This is a genomic window from Burkholderia sp. Bp8984 (assembly GCF_003853755.1).
GTDB lineage: Bacteria > Pseudomonadota > Gammaproteobacteria > Burkholderiales > Burkholderiaceae > Burkholderia.
The window spans coordinates 1-21,247 of the sequence record NZ_QTQN01000052.1 but is presented as its reverse complement, the minus strand read 5'-3'; the positions used below and the strand labels follow the sequence as shown (position 1 = coordinate 21,247).

At 69.7% G+C, this 21,247-nt stretch carries 12 protein-coding genes; 2 read left to right on the top strand and 10 right to left on the bottom strand.

Going from position 1 to position 21,247, the window contains the following annotated elements; genetic code table 11:
* Nucleotides 1-3: 3 nt before the first annotated feature.
* From DID98_RS33125 to DID98_RS33095, 7 genes are all read right to left on the bottom strand, one after another.
* Complete coding sequence (locus tag DID98_RS33125) at nt 4-4,125, bottom strand: cytochrome P450 (RefSeq protein WP_124572056.1); 4,122 nt, start codon at nt 4,123-4,125, stop codon at nt 4-6.
* A complete protein-coding gene (locus tag DID98_RS33120; protein ID WP_124572055.1) occupies nt 4,122-10,127 on the bottom strand; it encodes an SDR family oxidoreductase in 6,006 nt (2,001 codons plus the stop codon). Before DID98_RS33120 ends, DID98_RS33125 begins: the two co-directional genes overlap by 4 nt.
* Nucleotides 10,128-10,202: 75 nt before the next feature.
* The gene (locus DID98_RS33115) at nt 10,203-11,807 is read right to left on the bottom strand and encodes an acyltransferase domain-containing protein (protein ID WP_124572054.1); all 1,605 of its coding nucleotides are present in this window, start codon (nt 11,805-11,807) and stop codon (nt 10,203-10,205) included.
* Nucleotides 11,789-13,216, bottom strand: a complete 1,428-nt coding sequence (locus tag DID98_RS33110) for a TolC family protein (protein WP_124572053.1) — start codon at nt 13,214-13,216, stop codon at nt 11,789-11,791. The genes DID98_RS33115 and DID98_RS33110 overlap by 19 nt, the downstream gene beginning before the upstream one ends.
* Before the next feature lie 3 nt (nt 13,217-13,219).
* The gene (locus tag DID98_RS33105; protein WP_124572052.1) at nt 13,220-15,442 is read right to left on the bottom strand and encodes a peptidase domain-containing ABC transporter; all 2,223 of its coding nucleotides are present in this window, start codon (nt 15,440-15,442) and stop codon (nt 13,220-13,222) included.
* Between the two features lie 11 nt (nt 15,443-15,453).
* Nucleotides 15,454-16,731: an HlyD family secretion protein gene (locus DID98_RS33100; RefSeq protein WP_185640921.1), complete on the bottom strand. Its 1,278-nt coding sequence runs from the start codon at nt 16,729-16,731 to the stop codon at nt 15,454-15,456.
* A gap of 153 nt (nt 16,732-16,884) precedes the next feature.
* A complete protein-coding gene (locus tag DID98_RS33095; RefSeq protein ID WP_044844870.1) occupies nt 16,885-17,079 on the bottom strand; it encodes a hypothetical protein in 195 nt (64 codons plus the stop codon).
* Between the two features lie 101 nt (nt 17,080-17,180).
* Here DID98_RS33095 and DID98_RS33090 point away from each other — a divergent pair, with 101 nt between their 5' ends.
* Both DID98_RS33090 and DID98_RS33085 read left to right on the top strand, forming a co-directional pair.
* Nucleotides 17,181-17,594, top strand: a complete 414-nt coding sequence (locus tag DID98_RS33090) for a hypothetical protein (protein ID WP_124572050.1) — start codon at nt 17,181-17,183, stop codon at nt 17,592-17,594.
* Nucleotides 17,557-17,778, top strand: coding sequence for a hypothetical protein (locus DID98_RS33085; protein ID WP_124572049.1), 222 nt, complete (start codon nt 17,557-17,559; stop codon nt 17,776-17,778). The genes DID98_RS33090 and DID98_RS33085 overlap by 38 nt, the downstream gene beginning before the upstream one ends.
* A 98-nt stretch (nt 17,779-17,876) precedes the next feature.
* On the opposite strand, the gene DID98_RS33080 is transcribed toward DID98_RS33085, so the two are convergent.
* The 3 genes from DID98_RS33080 to DID98_RS33070 all read right to left on the bottom strand — a co-directional run.
* Nucleotides 17,877-20,201 carry a xanthine dehydrogenase family protein molybdopterin-binding subunit gene (locus DID98_RS33080; RefSeq protein WP_124572048.1) on the bottom strand — a complete coding sequence of 775 codons (2,325 nt, stop codon included), beginning with the start codon at nt 20,199-20,201 and terminating at the stop codon, nt 17,877-17,879.
* Nucleotides 20,198-20,659: a (2Fe-2S)-binding protein gene (locus DID98_RS33075; RefSeq protein ID WP_124572047.1), complete on the bottom strand. Its 462-nt coding sequence runs from the start codon at nt 20,657-20,659 to the stop codon at nt 20,198-20,200. The genes DID98_RS33080 and DID98_RS33075 overlap by 4 nt, the downstream gene beginning before the upstream one ends.
* Nucleotides 20,660-21,091: 432 nt before the next feature.
* Nucleotides 21,092-21,247: elongation factor 1-alpha C-terminal domain-related protein (locus tag DID98_RS33070; protein ID WP_409362342.1), on the bottom strand; the 156-nt coding region annotated here is incomplete at its 5' end.

Genomic DNA, 21,247 nt, shown 5'->3' with positions numbered 1-21,247 from the left:
CGTTCAAGTAGCCGACGCCGTCACGGCTTGCGTGTCGGTCGCGCCGGCGAGCCGCGCGTCGTACAGGTCTGCGATCGATGCGCCCGCGCGATCCGCGATCGCGAAGCGATCGTCCGGATAGCGCAGCAGCATGTCGGCGTCGCCCGCCTGCGCGGCGCCGAACACGATGCGGCCGATGCGCCATGCGTACGGCGGCTCGCCGTCGGCGGGCCACGCGCCGAGCAGCACGCGCAGCACGTTTTCCAGGTGATTGACCGGCAGCCACAGCTGCGGACACGGCACGCGCCCTGCATCACCCTGCACACCCTGTACACCCCACAGCGCGGCGGGGTCGGCGGCCTTCGCCTGCGCGATGCCGCCGCTCCATCGGGCCTCGGGCAACAAGTCGTCGCGCCAGCTCGCGCGTGCGGACCGCCGGGCCGGGCCGTCCTCCGTCTCGCGCGGCAGCGCGACGGTCGTGCCGCCGGGCGGATGACTGCGGTACACGAACGTCGCATCGAGCAGCACGCGGCCGGCAAGCGACGCGCAGCGCACCGTCACGTGCCAGCCGTCGGCCACCATGCGGCCGCTCACGTCGGTGTCGAGCGCGAGATCGCCATGGCCGTCGAGCGCGTCGGCGAGCGCGTCGAGCGCGATCGTGATGTCGACGGCTTCCTGCAGGCAGGCCCGCTCGCCGCCGGGCGGCGCGACCCAGTCGGCCACGACGCGCGCGTGCTCGAGCAGCAGCGACGCCGGCACGGCCGCGCGGCCGTCGACGCGGAAGGCATGCGTGTACGGTGCGCCGGCCGTGCGATAGCGCGTCGAGAAGCAAGCGAACGGCCGGAAGCGTCGCGGCGCGCCCGCGTGATGCCGGCGCGTCGCGAGTTCGCCGAGGTTCGGCAAGCCTTCCACCGCGTCGAACCCGCGCAGCTGGATCGGCGTCAGTGCGCGGCCGACCGCGCCCATGTACATCGGCTCGCCGCTGTTGGATGTCGCTGGATTCGCTGGATTCGCGAGTTCCGCGAGCCAGTGGCGCACGCCTTCGTCGATTCGCATCGGCGTTACGTAGCGCCGCGTGACGGCGAGGTTCGTGATCATCCCGACGCCGTCCCAGGTCGGCCACGCGATCGTCTTCACGACGCGCTCGCCGGCGTCGCGCCGCGCCCACCAGCCGAGCCGCGCCAGCGCCTCGTTCGCGGCCGCATAGTCGGTCTCGCCTGTCATTCCACCCCAGCGGCCGGTCAGCGAGCCGACGTTGACGAAACAGTCGACGCGCGGCCGGTTGCGCACCGCCGCGTAGAGATTGAGAAAGCCGAGCACCTTCACGCGCGCGGTGCCGATGAACTCGTCGGCGCGCTTGCGCGGCAAGCGCACCGGCTGATCGATGCCCGCGTTGTGGATCACGGCGCGCAGCCGGTCGCCGAATGCGTCGCACAGCGTGCGCACGGCCTCCGCGTCGGTCACGTCGCATACGCGGTAGTGCACCGGCAGGCCGAGCGCGGCCGCCGCGTCGAGCGACGCCTTCAGGTCGCGCCGGCGTTCGAGCTGCCGCAGCGCATCCCGGATCGCCTTCGGAGATCGCCCGGGCGTCGCCTGGCGCAGTTGCTCGAGCCCGTAGCGCTTGAAGCCCGCGTCGTCGAGCGTGAGCCACGGCTCGTCGCCGGCGGGCAACGCATCGCGCCCGGTGACGACCACCGTGCAGCGATGGCGTTTTGCCAGCGCGCACGCGGCCAGGAAACCGATGCCGCGCGCGCCGCCCGAGAACAGCACGACGTCGTCGGGCGCCCAGTCGGGCGCCGCGTCGGCCGGCAGATCGTCGCGGGTCGCGACGAGCGTATGGCGGCGTCCACCGCGGTGGCCGACCTCGAAGCGTCCCCAGCGGTACAGTTCGCGCGCGACCAGCTGGTCGACGCGCCCCGTTTCGTCGGGTGCGATGTCGAGCACGCGCACGTTGCAGTTCGGCAGTTCCTGCGGCAGCGTCTTCGCGAGGCCGGCCCACAGTCCGCCGAGCGGCTGCACGAGCGGGCCGTCGCCATGCCCCATCAGGCCGTCCTGCCAGGTGAGCGCCAGATAGAACAGCCGCGACGTCGATTCTTCCTGCGACCAGTCGCCGTAGCACGCCTGCAGCAGTGCGACCGTGCGGCGCAGCGGCGCTTCCCATTGATCGCGCGCGTCGAGCGAGAACTGCGCTTCGATGCCGAGATCGACGATCCCGTCGAACGGCCCCGACTGCGCGGCGAACGCGCTCGCGGCGGCTGCCGGATCGACGCCGTCGGCCGGCGCGAACACGCCCGGTTTCGCACAGGCGCGCGTGAGCGTCGCCACCACGCGCTCGACCGTGCGACCGCGGCCGTTGACGATCGCGATCCGCTTGCCACTCAGCTCGGCCGCCGGCAGGTCGGGCAGCGGCTCGATCTCGACCGGCCGCCAGGTGAAGCGGTGCGTCGGCGTGGCGTCGGTGCGCTGCGGCGCGTCGTCCGCGATCGCGTCGCGCTGCAGAAAGGCCAGCACGTCCGGCGCCAGCGTAGGGCCGGCGGAATGAACGGGCGTGGGTGATGCCGCGCTCGCCGGTTGCTCGGCACCGGGTGTCGGCGTTGGCGTTGGCGTTGGCGTTGGCGTTGGCGTTGGCGTTGGCGTTGGCGTTGGCGTTGGCGTTGGCGACAGCGATGGTGATGGCAACGGCAACGGCAACGGCAACGACGTAGCCCCCAGCGCTTGCGTGCCCGTAAACGGACACACCGATGTCCTGACAGCCGGCGCGCTTGCATCCCCCCCCGCCTGCCCCGCGGACACCCGCTCGCGCAAGCGCGGCTTCGCGATCAACCGGATCCCGTCGCGCGGACGCAGCGAGATCGTCGCGCCGGTGTCGAGCGAATGACCGGGCACCGCGCTCAGGTCGACATGCTGCGCCACCACCGCGATCAGCACGCGCATCTGCAGCAACGCGGTCTGATAGCCGATGCATTTGCGCATCCCGCCGCCGAACGGAAAGTACGCGTACCTGTGGCGCTCCGGCGCATGCGATCCGAAGTTCTCCGGATCGAACGCGTCGGGGTTCGCCCACAGCGCCGGATGACGATGCGTGACGTACGGCGACATGAACACCGACGAGCCGGCCGGCACGTGATAACCGCCGATCTCATCGTCGTCGACCAGATCGCGCGTGAAGCCCCAGATCGGCGGGTACAGGCGCAGGATCTCGTCGACGGTCTGCGCGAGGTACGGCAGGCGTTCGAGATCCGCCGCATCGGGCGCGCGGCCGCCGAGCACCGCATCGAGCTCCTCGCGCAAACGGCGCAACACCTGCGGATGCTGCGCGAGCGCATAGAGCCCCCACGCCATCCCGCTGCCGGTGGTTTCGTGGCCGGCGAGAAACACGGTCATCACCTCGTCGTGCACCTCGCGCTCGGTCAGCGGCGCGCCCGTGTCCGGGTCGCGCGCGGCGAGCAGCAGCGAGATCACGTCGCTCGTGTCGCAGCGCCCCGCGCGATGCTCGGTGACGATCGCGTCCACGATCGTGTCGATCCCGCGGCGTGCGTGCGCGATCCGGCGATTGAACGGCGTCGGCATCCAGCGCGGCACGAAATCGTTCAGGTTGCCCTGCGGCATCATCGCCGCGATGCCGAAGCGCACGGCCGGCCCGACGTCGTCCGCATGCCGCGAGATGTCCGCGTTGAACAGCATCAGCCCGAGCATGCGCAGGCTCACGCGCATCATTTCCTCGACGGCGTCGAACGGCGCATGCGCCGGCCGCCTGAGCCACTCCTCGACGAGCGCGAGCGCCGCAGCGCCGACCGCGGCCGTGTGCGACTCGACCTGCTTGCGGTGAAACAGCGGCTGCACCACGCGGCGGTGACGCCGCCAGAACTCGCCGTCGGTCGTCAGCAGGCCGTCGCCGAAGAACATCTTGAAGTTGTCGTAGAAGCGGCCGCGCACGTAGTTGCGGTGGTTGTCCTGCAGCACGTGCTGCACGCCGTCGGGATGCGCGAGCGCGTGCGTGAGGAACGGGCCGAGACGGTTGCGCGCGATGTCACCGTACTGCTGCTGCAGCTTCAGCAGCATCGTGACGGGATTGCGCTTGTACGCCGCGAGGTTGCCCATCACGACGCTGCCGCGCGGGCCGGGCGCGAGTCGCTTCATGCTCATGCGGACACCTGTTCGGAAGGCGCGCGCCCGGCCAGTTGCGCGTCGATCTCGCCGCGCGCGGCGAACGCGCCGGTCACGCGATGCACGTAGCCGATCACGATGCCCGTCACGTCGCGCATCTGCATCAGGATCCTGCCGTCCGGGCGCACCGCGACGAACCGGTTGCCGCTGCTCGCCGGCCCTTCCAGCGCGAACGCGCGCGGGCTCACGCGCAGCGCGATCGACGTGTGGCGGCTCGCCAGCTCGCAGTCGTTGCCGGCTTCGTAGATATCGATGCGGCCGATCGACATCGGCGCCGCGAGCGGAATGTAGTCGCCGGCGACGTGATCGAGCGCGGCCACGCGCGCGAGCCCGTCGAGCAGGATGCTCGGCACCACGAAGCGCGAGAACACCGGGTCGCCGTCCGGCACGTTCAGCCGGAAGCGCGCCTGCTTGCCCGCGTCGCTCATGCCGGTGTCGGTCGTCGACACGAACATGCCGGTCAGCCGCACCGGCGCCGCATCGAAGTGATACGGATCGGCGACGGGCGTGAACGTCGCCATTGCCGGTTCGTGCCACACCGGCGCCGGCGCGTAGGCGTCGGCCAGGCGCACGGTGATCTCGAAGTGCGGCTTGTCGCGCACGAGCACCTGCCCGCCCGGCGCCAGCACGTCGCCGGAAATCCGCACGCGCACGTGCACCGCGTCGCCGTCGCGCGACGCGATCCGCGCGTGGATGCGCTTCACGCTCGGCCGCTTCGCGTCGTACACACGCAGGAAGTGCAGGAATGCCGCGTCCGCGAAGCCGACGACCTTGAGCCCCGGCACGAGCCGCAGCGCGGCCTCGGCGGCCACTTCGGGCACGAAGGTTCCCGGCAGCGTCGGAAAGCCGTTGACGACGTGATGCTGCAGGTACGCGTCGCGCTCGAGGTCGAACACGCGCTCGAACGTCACGCTGTCGTCGGTCCGCGCGCGTTCCGCGCCGAGATAGAAATCGGGATCGCGCGACGCGGCGACGGCGGCCGGCGCGCCTTCGTCGAGGTCGAAGTAACCCGGCAGGTGCGTTTCGATCGCGCGTCGCTCGGCGTCGCCGAGATGCACGGACATCGCCGCGCGCTCGCCGAGCCCGAGTTCGCGCATGAAGTGATGCTGCCCCTCCGCGGTGCGCATGCTCGTGAACAGCCCGCTCTTCTCGAGAAACGCGCGCGTGACCGGGTTCGCGCCGAGCCCGACCGAGCGCCACAGCGTCCAGCCGATCGTGAATTCGTCGTGACCGAGCACCGCGCGGTGATACGACGCCTGCGTGTTCAGGAAGTCGTTGCCCGACGCGTAGTCGGTTTCGCCCGCCTGCCCGGTCAGCCCGATGAACGAGCCGAAGTTGCACCACAGGCGCGGCTGCCGCGCGCCGAACGCGCGGCGCAGGTTCCAGTAGCCGCGTACCTTGATGTCGCGCACCGCGACGAAATCGTCCAGCGACTTCACGCGCACCGAGGCCGAACGGTTCAGTCCGGCCGCGTTGACCAGCAGGTCGACGCGCGGCTCGCGCGCGAGAATCGCGTCGATGGCCGTCTTCACGCTGTCGGGGTCGAGCACGTCGGCGCGCAGGTAGGTCACGCGGTGCGCGCCGCAGAATGCGCGCATCGCCTCGATGTTCATGCAGGCCGTGCGCGCGTCGGCACGCCGCTCGAAGGCGCGGATGATCTCGGGCAACGACCGTTGCGGATGCAGCGCCTTCTGCTGGCGGATGTAGTCCGGACGGCTCTTCGCGAACGTTTCGTCATCCATAGCGAGCAGTTCCGCGTCGATCGCGTCCAGCGCGCTGCTGCCGATCAGGTACAGCGTCGGGCGCACCTGTGCGGCGAGCGTCTTCATCAGCTCGCCGGTGATCCCGCGCGCACCGCCGACCGCGACCACGACCGAATCCTGGCCGAGCGACAGCCGCTCGTCCGCGCGCAGTTCACCCGCGTCCGCGATCACGCGCGGCGTGCGGCGCCGTCCGGCGCCCAGCGCGACGACCGGCAGCCAGTGGCGGGCGCCGCTTTCCCGCTCCGCGTCGCGCAGCGCGTCCGGCAGCGCGCGCGAATCGGTCAGCACGGCAACCGGGCGCGCTTCCGGCATCTCGATCGCCAGCGCCTTCACGAGGCCCGTGAACAGGCCGGCATCCGGATGCGGCACGTCGCCCGCGAGCGCGTCGAGCAGCAATACGATCAAGCTGCCGTCGCGCTCGAGTGCCGCATGGCAGCGCTTGATCGCGAGAAACGCCAGGTCGTGCAGCGCGAGCCGCGCGGACGCAGCCGGCGCTGCGGCGCCCGGTGCGAGCATGCCGGCGTCGAGCGACGTGAGCACGCGCACGTGGCCGATGTCGTCGGGCAGGAAATCGAGCGCCGCCGCGTCGATCCGCTCGATCCAGTGCCAGCCCGGCCTGTGCGTGGCGAACGGCCGCGTCGACAGCACCACGCAGCCGGGGCCCGCGTCGGCGTGTGCGGCCTGTGCGGCCAGCGCGTCCGGCATGTCGGTCACGATCACGCAGCGCGGCGCGATGAACGGCGTCGACCGGCCCGCGGGCCGCCACGGCGCGTCGCGCCATTCGATCCGGTAACGCGCGACGCCGAGCGGCTCGCCGTCGGCCGCGACGCCGGTCCGGCGCAGCGGGCCGGGTATCAGGGTGCCGGGTTCAACGGGTGCGGTCGCCGCGGTTGTCGATGCGGCCGGTTCCGCGGTCGCGGCGGCCGGCGCCGTCGCATGGGCAGGCGGCACACGCAGCGCGTCGCGATGCGGCTCGTGCGGCGTGGTCCCGTGCGGGCCGGCCGGCTCACATGCAACGTGCAGCGCGTAGCGCGCGCGGTCGCCGCCGCCGTCACGCGTGAGCGTCGTGCCGGCATCGCGCGCGACGATTGCGCGCAGCACGTCGATCGCCGAGTCGGCCCCCGCATACGTGACCGCGCGGCCCGTCGGATCGCACGGCGCAGCCGGTTCGACAGCAGCCCTCGCGTCGCCGCCGCCCACTACTGCGAGCACCGACAGCCCTTCGGCCTGGGCACGCCGCACCGTCGTGACGGCGAACAGCACGATGCCCTCCGCGAGCGGCAGCCCGAACGCGGGCCGCACCTCTTCCGCCGAGTTGCCGTTGATGCCGCCGACGATCGCCATGTCGAGTTCGCCGCTGCACAGGAAACGCTCGGCCGCCTCGAATGCCGCGAGCGTCGACGCGTGGCCCGCATCGACCGTCATGTTCATCCCGTGCAGGTCGTGATAGTTCGCGACGCGCGCCGGGATCACGTTCGGCATCATTCCCGGAAACGAATTCTCGGTCGTCGGCGCGACGAGTTGCTTCGTCGCCTCGCGCAAGCCGTCCAGCACGCGTTCGGTCGCCGCGCGATCGTCCGGCCGCGTCGCGTCGAGCACCGCGGCCGCGATGTCGTCGAGATAGCAGCGGCTCGCATAGAGCGCCGCATTGCGCGTGGGCCCCATGTGCCCCATCACGAGTCCGATCGTGTCCGCATGCGCGTGCCAGAACGTGCCGAGGCGTTCGCGCAGGTCGTGCGCGGCGTCGAGCGCCATCAGCTGGCAGCGATCGAGCGCGCGCAGCACCGCCGGCGGCATCTTCACGCGCGCGAAGCTCGGCAGCGGGTAGCCGGTTCCGAAGCTCGCGTCGGGCGCACGGCCTTCGCCTCGCAGCCACGCGGCGACCTGGGCGTCGCCGTCGAGGCCCGGAAACTTCGCGGACCAGCCGACGATCGCGAGCGGCTCGCGCTCGAACCGTCCGCTCGCCTCGCCGGCAGGCAGATCCGCGCGGTATTCCGACACGATCAGGTGACCGTTCGTGCCGCCGAAGCCGAACCCGGACACCGCCGCGACGCGTGCCGATTCACGCCGGACCGGCCACGATACCGGCGCCATCGGAATCCGCAGGTTCGTGCCGGCGATGTCGAACTCAGGCGGCGGCTCGCTGAAGCGGTGCTGCGGCGGGATCACCTGATGGCGCAACCCGAGCAGCACCTGGATCACCGACACGACGCCGGCCGCCCAACCCGTATGCCCGACCAGCGACTTGTTCGACGTCACCTGCACCGGGCGGTCGCGCCGGATCGCGTCGCGCAGGCTCTGGAACTCCGCGAGATCGCCGGCCGGCGTGCCAGTTGCGTGCGCAACCACCCAGTCGACGTCGGCCGGCACCGTCGCGGTGCGCGCATACGCGCGGTCGATCGCGATGCGCTGGCCGGCCGAATTCGGCGCGTAGATCGCCTTGCCCTTGCCGTCGGACGACGAGCCGAACGATTTCAGCACGCCGAGGATGCGGTCGCCGTCCGCGCGCGCCCGCGCGACGCGCTTCAGGATCACGACGCCCGCGCCGTCCGCGAACAGCACGCCGTCGCAGTCGCGATCGAGCGGCCGCACCTCGCCGCTGCGCGACAGCCCGTGCAGCTTCGAGAACAGGACCGAGCCGCGCGGCGCGAGCGCGAAGGCGCCGCCGCACGCAACCACGTCCTGCTTGCCGAGCAGCAGCGCCTTGATCCCGAGATCGATCGAATACAGCGACGACGAACACGCGGTGTCGACCATCATGCATTGCGCGTCGTCCGGCAGCACGCCTTGCATCGCGTTCAGACCGACCCGGTGCGGGAAGAACGACGCGAGATCGCCGGCGCCGCGCGCATAACGCGCGCTCAGCACCGCATCGATCGCGGCCACGCGCCGCTCGCGCTCGGCCGCGTCCACGCCCGCCTCGATCAGCACCGCGTTCAGGCGTTCGCGCGCGGCGGCCAGCACCATCCCCTCCTCGAGATGCTGGCTGCCGTCCGCCGTGTAGCCGACGAGGAACGCCACGCGATCGGCGTCACGCAGCGTCACGCCGTCGAGCGACTGGCACAGTGCGTGACGCAGCCACAGCGTCGTCAGCTCGTGCGGCGCGGTGCCCGCGTCGAGTTCGGCGCGCACCGTCGGGCACGGCTCGAACTGCTCGATGAAGACCGAGCGCGACTGATAGCTCTTGTCCTCGGCCGACGTGTCGGGCGAATAGAACGAGCGGTAATCCCAGCGATCCGGCGGCACGTTGCCGAACAGTTCGGGGCCGTCGAGCAGCGCGCGCCAGAACGCGTCCGGATCGCTCGCGCCAGGCAACGCGAGACCCATGCCGACCACGGCGATGTCGTCGCTGTCCGGCGCGTCGTCCGGTGGCGCGGCGGGACCATCGGCCCGCTGCGCGTTCACGGAGACGGGCGGCGCCGCGCCCGCCCATTCCGCGCGCGGCGACAACCCTTCGCTGCACAGCGACAGCCCGCCGTCCGCGACGACCACCTGCCCCGTGATCCAGCGCGCCGCATCCGACGCGAGAAACACGACGAGATCGGCGAGGTCCTCCGCGCGTGCGAGCCGCTTCAGCGGCGTCGCCGCGATGCTCGATCGCTTCGTGTTCTCCGGGTCCGGAAACTGCGCGGCGACGTCGCCGTCGATCAGCGTCGACGACGCGCCGTTCACGCGAATGTCGCGCCCCGCGTATTCGACCGCGAGATAGCGCGTCAGCGATTCGAGCGCCGCCTTCGCGGTGCCGACGACCAGGTAGTTCGCCGGCACGAGCGTCGCGCCCACCGACGACACGTTGACGATCGCGCCGCCGCCCGAGCGCGCCATCAGCGCCGCGGCACGGCGCGCGCACCAGAACGCGCCCTTCAGGTTGGTGTCGAGCGCGCGATCGAAATGCTCGGCGCCGATCTCGTCGACGCCGAGCAGCGCACCGGACGCCGCATTGTTGACGAGCACGTCGAGCCGGCCGTAGCGCCGTTCGATCTCGTCGAACATCCGGTCGACCTGCGCCTGCTGCGCGACCGACGCACGGATCACGTCGACCGTCGCGCCGAGCGCGCGCAGTTCGTCGGCCGTCTGCTTCGACGCGTCGAGCGAGTGGAAGAAATTCAGGATCACGTGCGCGCCCTGCTCGGCGAAACGCCTGCAGATGGCCTTGCCCACGTTTTTCGCGCCGCCCGTCACGAGAACGAGCTTGCCGCGCATGCTGGTATTCGACATGGATCGCCTGCCTATCGAGAACTTGTCATTACGGGCAGGGCCCCCCCTGCCGACCAACGTTTCAGCCCACGGCCGTCAGGCGGCCGCCTTCCCCTGGTTCTCGTAGACGAAATCGACGATCTGCCCCATCGCCTTGAAATCGCCGCTACGGAAATTGGCCGGCAGCGGCGGCAGCGCGTAGCGCGCGGTGATGCGCTGGATGATCTCGGTCTGCTTGACCGAATCGATGCCGAGTTCGGCTTCGAGTTCGATCGTTTCGGAGAACACCTCGGCCGGATACTCCATCGCTTGCGCGTAGATATCGACGAGCTCCGTGAACAGCCGCTCGCGCGGCACGTGGGCGGGCTTCGCCGCGGCGAGCGGTTCGTGCGGCGCCGACGGCGCCGGCACCGCCGTCAGGGTCGGCGCGGCCACGGCCACCGCCGCCAGGCGCGGCGCGGACGCGCCGAGCGGCTCGGCCTGCGGTGCCAATGCGGCGAGCGTCGGTGCCGCGACCGGCGCGGCGCCGGCCGGCGCCGTGCTCGCCGCATCGAACGCGTGACGCAGCTCGCCCTTGAGCCAGTCGACGATGTGCGGTCCGCGCGCATGCCAGAACGCGTCGAACCCGGAGCCGGCGTTGCCGATGCGAATATCGTCCTTCATGATGCTGTCCTCCTGGAAATAACGGGTGATGGTCGTGACGACGCTCGATTCCTCGGTCGCGTTCGACGGGCCGCCGAACGTCCTGACCGTGCCGGGTCCCGCGATGCGCACGACGATGCGCGCCAACGCGTTGAGCGCGCCGCATTCGACGTAGCGCCCGATGCCGTCCGCGCACGCCGCGCGAATCGCATCGGCGAACCGCACCGGCAGCACGAAATGCGACGCGAGCCGCGCGCCCGGATCGTCGGCGCCGCTGTAGCGGCGGCCGAGGATCGGCGAATACACCGGAATCGCGAGCGGGCCGTGCCGATACGCGGCGAGCCGCGCGGCGAACTGTTCGCGCGCGCCGGCCAGATCGGGGTGATGAAATCCATACGGAGACCTGAGCGTCTGTGCGGTCACGCCGCGTGCCGCGCATGCCGCGACGAAGCGCTCCAGCGCGTCGCGCGGGCCGGACACGACGGTCTGCGACGGATGGTTCTCGACCGCGACGCACACGTTGCGCACCGCGTGCGTGACGGCGCTCGCGTCGATCAGCTCGCGCGTCGCGTCGGCACCCGTCGAGATCGCGGCCATCATCCCGTCGGCCGGCGCCGCCGCCTGCAACGACGCAATCCGGTCGCAGACGATCCGCGCGCCCTGCTCGATCGAATACATGCCGCCGCACACCAGCGCCGCGATCTCGCCGAAGCTGTGTCCGATCAGCACGTCGGGCGTCACGCCGTGCTCGCGCAGCACGCCGAACATCCCGACCGACGCGCCGTAAATCCCGAGCTGCAGCAGATCGGGCACTTCGTGCAGCCAGACGTCGAGCCCGGCATCGTCACGCCACAGCGCGCCCGTCAGCGGGCGGCCGAGGCGCTCGCTCGCGACCGCGTCGAGCATGTCGAGCGTCAGCCGCACGCTCGAGTGTTCGCGGCCCAGCTGCCGCAGCGCGCCCGCATAAAACGCGCCCTGTCCCGGGAACAGGAACGCGCAGCCGCGCGCTTGCGCGCCGCTCGCGTCCGGCCCGGCGCCGTTCAGCCCGCGTCGTTCCATAATCCCAACCTCCCGAGGCTCTCGGCCAGTTTCAGTCTCGCGATCCGCCACTTCGACACCGCGAGCACACGCTGCCGGCGCGCATCCGCGAGCGCCGACTGCGCGTTCAGCAATTCCGTGAACGTGCCGACTCCGGCCTTGTAGCGGCCACGTGCGATGTCGAGCGAATGCAGCGCCGTATCGAGCAGATGCCGCGAGTTGTCCAGGTTCGTCGTATCGGTCTGCAGGCTCTGGTAGCTCTTCCACACGTCGAGCGACACCTTCAGTTCGGTATTGCGCACGTCGGCTTCCTGTGCGTCCGCTTGCGCCTTCGCTTGCGCGACCCGGTAGCCCGACGCGAACCCTTCGAACAGCGGAATCGAGACCTGGATGCCGATCGAGCTGCTGTGACTGCTCCGCAACTGGAGAAACGACGCCTGCTGCTGGTAGGACGGGTTGTTGCGCGCGACGCTGCCCGTCAGCGAAATCGTCGGCAACGACTGCGCGCGCACCGCCCGCACCTCGTCGCGCGCCGCTTCGAGCTTTTCGCGCGCGGCGATCAGCTTCGGGTGATGGCGCTTCGCTTCGGCGATCAGGTCGGCGACACCGCGCGTGAAGTCGTCGCGATCGGGCGACGGTTCCGCGTCGGCGATGCGCAGCGGCGTATCGGCGTCGGCGCCCAGCGTCGTCGCGAGCGTGCCGATCGCGCTCTGCAGGTCGCCCTCCGCGCTCACGCGATCGAGCAGCGCCTTGCGGTAGGTGGTCTGCGCCTGCAATGCGTCGCCGAGCGTGCCCGCGCCGCCGTCGTGCCGCGCGCTCGCCTCGGCGAGGCTCTCCTGCGCCGCGTGCTCGACCGCCTGCGCGGCGGCGAGTGCCGCCTGCGCGTCGCGCAGCGCATAGAACGCCTGCGCCGCGTCGTAGAAGACTCTCTGCAGCGCATCGTCGTGCGCCGCGTTGGCCGCGCGCAGCAGCGCGCGCGCACGGTCGAGCGTCGCGCCGCGCTTGCCGAAATCGAACAGCACCCAGCTCAGGTTGAGCATGCCGTAGCGGCTGGTGCTGCGCTGGTCCTGCGAATAGCCGCCGCTGTAGTTCGTCGTCAGGTTGTCGCGCTCGACACCCGCCGTCGCATTGAGCGTCGGCCAGTACGCGGCCTTCGACACGCCGACCTCGGCCGCCGCCGCGCGCGCATCCGACCGTGTCCGGCTCAGTTGCGGATGCGAGCAGATCGCCAGCAGGATCGCGTCCTCGAGCGCGAGCGGCCGCGCGTCGACAGGCTGTGCGCCGCACGCGGTGGCCGACGCCATCGACCCGGCCGGCGTGGCCGCGACGTCATTGCGCGTGCCGTACACGTCGAGCAACTGCGCGCGTGCCGGCGGCGCGGATACCGCGAGCGCGACGACAGCCAGCACGGTAGCGAGGGGACGCTTCATCGCTCAGCGCCCCGCGACCGGTTCCGCCGCGCCGGCGTCATGCGTCGCCGGCTGCGGCGCGGCGGGTGCAGCGGCGGACGTCCTTGCCGCCATCGCCGCGCGCATCGCGGCGGTCGACTGGTCGAGCACGACCTTGCCGCCCTGCAGCATGATGACGCGCTGCGCGGACGCGATCGTCTCCGGCCGGTGCGCGACGATCAGCCGCGTCATCGCGAGCTGCGTGACGGCCGCGTTGACCTGCATCTCGCGCTGGATGTCGAGATGGCTCGTCGCTTCGTCGAGCACCAGAATGCCCGGCCGCTTGTACAGTGCACGCGCGAGCAGCACGCGCTGCTTCTGCCCGCCGGACAGCACCGTGCCCATGTCGCCGACCAGCGTGTTGTAGCCCATCGGCATCGCGGCGATGTCGTCGTGCACGGCCGCGACGCGCGCGCATTCGGCGACCCAGCGCGGGTCCGCGTCCGGATCGAAGAAACTGATGTTGTCCGCGATCGAGCCCGCGAACAACACGTCGTCCTGCAGCACCGTGCCGACCAGCGCGCGCAGCCGCTCGATGCCGAGCCGGCCGACGTCGAGCCCGCCGATCCGCACCGTGCCGCCCGTCGGTTCGTGGATGCCGAGCAGCACGCCGATCAGCGTCGTCTTGCCGCAACCCGACGGCCCGACGATCGCGACCGACTCGCCCGCCGCGATCGTCGCGCTCACGCCGTCCAGCACGAGCGGCTCGCCGTCCGCGTAGCGGAACGACAGCGCGTCGATCTCGATGCTCGCATCGAGCGCGTCGGCCTCGCCCGGCACGCTGCGCAGGCTCGCGTCCGGCTCGCTTTGCGCGAACACGATGTCGGCCAGCCGCTCGCCCTGGAGCTGCAGCATCCTGACTTCGAAGTACTTGTCGATCAGGCTGCCGACCCGGCTGTCGAACTGGTTCTTGTACGCGTTGAACGCCATCAGCACGCCGACCGTGAACTGGCCGTCCATCACCATGCGCGCGCCGAGCCAGATGATCAGCACGTTCTCGATGCCGAACAGCAGGCCGTTGAGCTGCTGGTAGAAGATCTGCAGCTTCTGCACGTGCAGGCTCGCATTGACCTGCTCGACCAGCAGCGTGATCCAGCTCGCGCGGCGCTCCGTCTGGCGGTTGAACAGCTTGATCGTCTTCACGCCGCGCACCGTTTCGAGGAAATGGCTCTGCTGCTTGGCCGCGTGCACGATCTGGTCCTCGGTCGCGCGCCGCAGCGGTCCGTACCACAGCCACCGGACGAGCGCGTACAGCGCCATCGTCGCCAGCGCGACCAGGCCGAGCACGCGGCTGTACACGAACATCATCGCGAGCGTCACGATCGTCATCAGCCCGTCGATCACCGCGCCGAGAAACGACGTGGTCAGCGTCTGCTGGATCGTGTCGATCGAACCGAAGCGCGACACGACGTCGCCGAGATGGCGCCGTTCGTAGTAGCGCACCGGCAGGCTCAGCAGGTGCGTGAACACGTTCGCGCGCCACTGGATGTTCAGCGTGACGCCGACGTACATCAGCGCCCACGCGCGAATCGTGCCGGTCGCCTGCTGCATCAGCAGCAACAGGCCGAAGCCGAGCGCCAGCACCGTCAGCAGGTCGCGATCGGCGCTGACGATCACCTCGTCGATCACCCACTGCAGGAAGAACGGCTGCACCAGCATGAAGACTTCGAGCGCGATCGCGAGCGCGAGGATCTGCGCGAGCGAGCGCGACAGCCCCGACACCGGGCCGAGCAGTTCGCGCAGCTTCACCGCCGGCCGCGCCGCGCGCGGCGCGAACCCGGCGGCCGGCCACAGTTCGAGCGCGACGCCGGTGAACGCGCGCGACACTTCGGCGAGCGGCACCTTGCGGACGCCGTGCGACGGGTCATGAATCGTCGCGGTCTTGCCGCTCACTTCCTTCAGCACGACGAAGTGATTGAAATTCCAGTGCAACAGGCACGGCAGGCGAAGCTGGCCGAGCTGCGCCAGATCGAGCTTTACCGCGCGCGTGCCGAGCGCGAGGCGCTGCGCGACCTCGATCACGCGCCCGAGCCCCGCGCCCTTCAGCGAAACGGGGAATTGCCCGCGCAGCGTCGCGAGATCCACGTGATGGCCGTGATAGCCGGCCACCATCGCGAGACACGCGAGCCCGCATTCCGCGGCCTCCGTCTGCAGGATCATCGGCAGCTGGCGGCCGAGGCCGAACGAGAGTCGATCGAGTAGTGCCATGCGCGACCTCGTCAGAGTTTGCCGGTGAGGCTGTAAAGCGGCTCCAGCACCCATTCGTACAGGCGCCTGCGCTCCTGCAGGATGTCTGCCTGCAGCGTCATGCCCGCCTGCAACGGTTGCTGCGCGCCATACGCGGTGACGTGCTGCGCATCGAGCGCGACGATCACGCGATAGAAGGTCGCGTCGCGCCCCTCGCCCGGCGTCGCCGCCGGGCCGCCGTCGTTCGCGAGTTCGGCCGCCGACAGCGCCGTGCGCGCGATCGACACGACCTCGGCGCGATACTGGCCGAATTTCTGGTACGGGAACGCCTGGTAGCGGACCAGCACCGGCTCGCCGACCCGCACGAAGCCGATCGCCGTGCTCGGCACGAACAGGTGCGCCTGCCAGCGCGCGCCGCCCGGCACCACGCTCGCGAGCGGCCTAGACGTATCGACCGACTGGCCGACGGCGGCGATCGCCGCCGTCACGACGCCCGCTTCCGGCGCGGTGACGACGATCCGGCGCTTCGCCTCGCTTTCGATCAGGTTCTGGTCGACGTCGATCACGTTGCGGTCGATCTGCGCGAGCTGGTTCTGCTGCTTGAGGTCGAGGCCGGCCAACTGGTTGTTCGCTTCCGTCAGCGACTGCGCCGTCGACGCACGCTCGCGCAGCAGCCCGTTCAGCTTCGACTGCTGGTCGAGCAGGTCGGCTTCGCGCTGCTGCGCCTGATCCTTCGAGATGTAGTCCTGGGCCAGCAGGCCGCGATAGCGTTTCGCGCCGTCGGCCGCGATCGACGTGCGCAACCGCTGCGCCGCGAGCTGATCGTCGATTTGCGCAAGCTCGCCGCCCAGGCTCACGATCTTCGCGCGCACCGTTGCGCGTTCGTCCTGCTGCAGGCTGCGTGTCTTGTCCATTTCCGTGAGCAGCGACGCCTTGCGTTGCCGCGCCTGCGCGATCAGCGCGGCCTGCGTCGCGCCTTGCGCCGCGCTCTGCAGGTCGGTGGACACCGTATAGAGCGTCTGCCCGCGTGCGACGTGCTGCCCTTCCTTCACGTCGCGCGCGACGACGATCCCCGGCTGCAGCGCATAGACCTTCACCAGCCCCGCATCCGGCATCACGACGCCGCTGACCGTCGTGCGACGCATGTAGGTGCCGAACGTGAAGAACAGCAGCACGCACGCGGCCATCGCGACCGCGGCGGCCGCCAGCAGCGTCAGCGACACGGGGCGCACCAGCACGATCTCGCCCAGCGCGCCGGCGCGCTGCGCCTGTTGTGCTTCGTGCCGGAAGAGAGAAGTCGGGTTCGTCAAGATACGGGATGACTGACTGTCAATTGGGTTCGACGGGATGCGTTCCGGTTGCCCGGGAAGATCGCCGCGGCACCCCGCTCCGGTGCCGCGGCGGCCCCGCGATTCACGCGATGGCGGCGCAACGCGCGCCATCGCACGGAAATCGCGTTCGGCTTACGCGTGCTGACCGCCCAGCAGGCCGAGCAGTGCGTTGCCCGTGCCCACGACAGCCGTCGTCAGCGCTTCGCCGACGTTGTAGAGCGTCTGGCCGTACAGCTCGACCACGTTGCCCAGCGTGTCGAAAATCGAGCCGCCGCCGTAGTAGCCGCCGGAAACTTGTGCGATTTCCTGCTGATTCAGTTCTTGCATTGCGTTTCTCCAGATTGAGAATGCTAGATAACCCATCTAGCGGGGCATCGAACCACGCCGCGAATCGCGACGTAGATCAATACGTTAAATATGTTAAATTTATGAACGAAACGACTCTATCGCCCGCTTGTATTTCATCGATAATTCCAGCCAGATGGCGTGCGACGTCCCATCGGATAGAATATCGCGATGAATTCTTTCGCAACGCCCTCACGATCGATCAGCATTCGACAAACCGGCTGTTTGTCGATATGCAATTAATCCTCGCGCCGCCCGGCATCCGGTTCGACGACTTCAATCTGCAGACGAGCAGACACCCCATGCGTGGACCTCACGGCACCATGCACGTCGCGGAACAAAAGAATGAAAACGCGAATGAATACTTGCCCGATAATCAGCAAAAAATCAGATACGCACCGATTACCAGCCGCCCAATCAACCCTCAAGAAATGATTGAGCCGCGTCAGGTTTTGCTCAATGAATTTCTTACAAAAAATGAATTCACGGGCCAATGATCCGACACTTTCCGGCCCCTCTTTGTACGATACCGCACCATCGGGCAAACCCGATATCAGAGGGCTATTGATTCTATTTTCAGATGGAATTCTGGGCGCAAATGTCGAGATTGAATTCCCGCAGTTGATGCCGGAAAGCGATTGTCGTGGCGGCCGATCGGCCCGATGGAATCCGTCGAATTGATATGCAAACAGAGTGCATGAACGGGCCGCACGCAACGGCGGGCGCACGGGCGGATATACGCACCGGGCCTTGCGGACAGCCCGGCGCGCAGCACGGCATCACGCCGCTTTCGGCTTCGCGAGCTGGTCCGCGACGGGCAGGCTGCGGATGCGCGTGCCCGTCGCCGCGAAGATCGCGTTGGTCAGCGCCGGTGCGACCGGCGGCAGCCCCGGCTCGCCGACGCCGCCGAGCGGCGTCGCATAGTCGTCCGGTGCGACCAGGTGCACGCGGATTTCACGCGGCGCCTCGTTCATCCGAAGTACCTGGAAGCCGTTGAAATTGCTCTGCTCCGGGCGCCCGTCCTTGAACGTGATCTCGCCGTGCAGCGCGATGCCGAGCCCCATCACCACCGCGCCTTCGAGCTGCGAGCGCACGCGCTCCGGGTTCACTTGCGGCCCGCAGTCGATCGCGATGTCGACACGCGGCACCGTAATCGCGCCATCCGCGCCGACCTGCACTTCGCACACGGCCGCCGTGTACGACACGAAGCTGCGATGCGCGGCGATGCCGAGCCCCCGCCCTTTCGGCAGCTTGCGCCCCCAGCCGGCTTCGCGCGCGACCGTCTCGATCACGCGCCGCAGCCGTCCCGTATCGACCGGATACAACGCCGGATCCTCGCCGTAGTTCACGTTCTTCACCGCAATGTGCGGCTCGAAACGTCGCGCCGGCCCGATCAGGTCGAGCAGGAAGTCCTTCGGGTCGCGGCCCGCCGCGTGCGCGAGCTCCGCCACGAAGCTCTGAATCCCGAACGCGTGTGGAATGTTGTACACCGAACGAAACCAGCCGATCCGCGTGTGCGCGTCCGCGGCCGGATTCTCGATCCGTACGTTTCGGATTGCGAACGGAAGATCCGCGATGCCTTGCGCGAGCTCGCCCGGCTGCTCGTGCACGACGCCGGCCCTGAAGGTCGACTGGATCGACGGCGCGACCGTGCGATGCTGCCATGCGACCACCTTCCCCGCCGCGTCGAGGCCGCCTTCGAACGCTTCCAGCGACACCGCGTGGAAATAGTCGTGCGCGATGTCGTCCTCGCGCGTGAAGGTCAGCTTGACGGGCGCGCCGACCGCCTTCGACAGCAGCGCGGCCTCCACCACGTAGTCGGGCTTCGACTTGCGGCCGAAGCCGCCGCCGAGCAGCGTCACGTTGACCGTCACCCGCTCGACCGGCAGCGCCAGCGCCTTCGCGATTTCGTCGCGCGTGGTTTGCGGCGCCTGCGTGCAGGTCCACACTTCGCAGCGGCCGTCGGCCACGCGCGCGACCGCCGCCGGCGGCTCCATCGTCGCGTGCGCGAGATGCGGGATGTAGTACGTCGCGCGCACCCGCTTCGCGGCGCTCGCGAGCGCCGCGGCCGTATCGCCGTCGTTGCGGATCACGTCGCCCGGCTGCGCGGCCGCCGCTTCGAGCGTCTTGCGGTAGGCGGCCGAGTCGTAGCCTGCGTGCGGTCCGTGTTTCCAGTCGATCTTCAGCTGTGCGCGCGCCTGGATGGCCGTCCACGTGTCGCGCGCGATCACCGCTACGCCGCCGAGCGGCTGGAACCCGGACGGCAGCGGCGTCGACGCGAGCTGCACGACCTTGACGACACCCGGCAGCTTCTCCGCTGCCGACGCGTCGAACGACGCGATCGTATCGCCATAAGCCGGCGGACGTGCGACGACCGCATGGAGCATCCCGTCGAGCCGCGTATCGATCCCGTAGCGCGCGCGGCCGCCGACGATGTCGCGTCCGTCGATCAACGACGTCTCGCCCTTGCCGATATAGCGGAACTCGGCCGGCGCCTTCAACGGCACGCTTTTCGTATCGGGCACCGGCAGCGCGGCCGCCTTCGCGGCCAGTTCGCCGAAGCCGAGCTTGCGCCCGGTTTTCGTATCGACGACCTCGTGCACCGTCGCCTTCACCTGACGCACGTCGACGCCCCACGTCGCCGCCGCGGCCTGCTCGAGCATCGTGCGCGCGGCCGCGCCCGCGCGGCGCAGCGCCGCGAAGCTCTGCCGCAGGCTACGCGAGCCGTCGGTGTTCTGGTTGCCGTAGCGCGGCTCGTCGCCGACCGCCTGCGCGACCTTCACGCGCGCCCAGTCCGCGCCCAGTTCGTCGGCAACCACGAGCGCGACGCTCGTGCGCACACCCTGCCCCATCTCGGAGCGGATGCAGGTCACCGTGACCGTGCCGTCCGGCGCGATCGCGACGAACAGGTTCGGATCGTCGCGCAATCCGTGCGGCATGCCCGCGCCGCCGTACTGCGGATCCGGGCTGACCGGCGGCTGCACCGCCACGGCCGCACGCGCGAGCGACGGCATGCCGAATGCGAGCAACAGCCCGCCGGAGGCGAAGCCGAGCAGCAAAGCGCGGCGGCTTTCGTTGTGGACGGAGAGTTCCGGCGCGTTCATGCGGCACCTCCGCGGCGCACCGCCAGCCGGATCGCCGCGCGAATGCGCGTATAGGTGCCGCAGCGGCAGATGTTGCCGGACATCGCGTCGTCGATGTCGGTGTCGCTCGGATGGGGGTTCGTCTTCAGCAGCGACGCGGCCTGCATGATCTGGCCGGACTGGCAGTAGCCGCATTGCGCGACGTTCAGTTCCTGCCAGGCCTGCTGCAGCGGGTGGGGCAGGTCGGTCGACAACCCTTCGATCGTCGTCACGCGCTTGCCGGCGGCGACCGCGACCGGCGTGATGCACGCGCGAATCGCCGTGCCGTCGAGATGCACGGTGCACGCGCCACACAGCGCCATCCCGCAACCGAACTTGGTGCCCGTATGGCCGAGGACGTCGCGCAGATACCAGAGCAACGGCATGTCGGGATTGGCGTCGAAATGCTGTTCGCTACCGTTGACGGTCAGCGTGATCATCGTTCACCTCCTGTGGTCGGCGCCGTATCGCGCGGGCGTCGAGTGGGGATTTGAACGGCGCTGGGCACATTCCGAACGACCAGGTGGGCCTGACGCCGTTTCATTTCCGGATTGCGTCGGGTGAAGACACAATCGCGGCGATGCTGCCGCCCGGTCGCCTGTGCAACGGTACGGCGGATTCGGACGATTGCGCGTTCGCGGGAATCGCCGCTCGTATTATCAGACGAATTCCGGTTTGTCGTCGGATCGGGGCGATTCGGGAGGTCGGTACATCAACGCGGTTGCCGTGCTTCTGCGCCGCGCGACGCAGCAATGCCCGTCGTGTCGACGGACCGGACGGTTCGCGCGACTTCACGAAGCGAGACGATGGTCGTCAACGGCGGCAGCGACTGAACCGGCCGCGAGGGCGGCGCTGAATGCCGGTCATGCCGGTTACGCCGAGAACGCCCGGATCATGCCTGCGGCGACCGTATGGTGCGTCGCCTCGTCGATCAGCACGAACGCGCCCGTACCCGGGTGCGCATCGTAGGTGTCGCAGACGATCGGCTTCTGCAGCGTCAGCGCGACGCGGCCGATGTCGTTCATCTT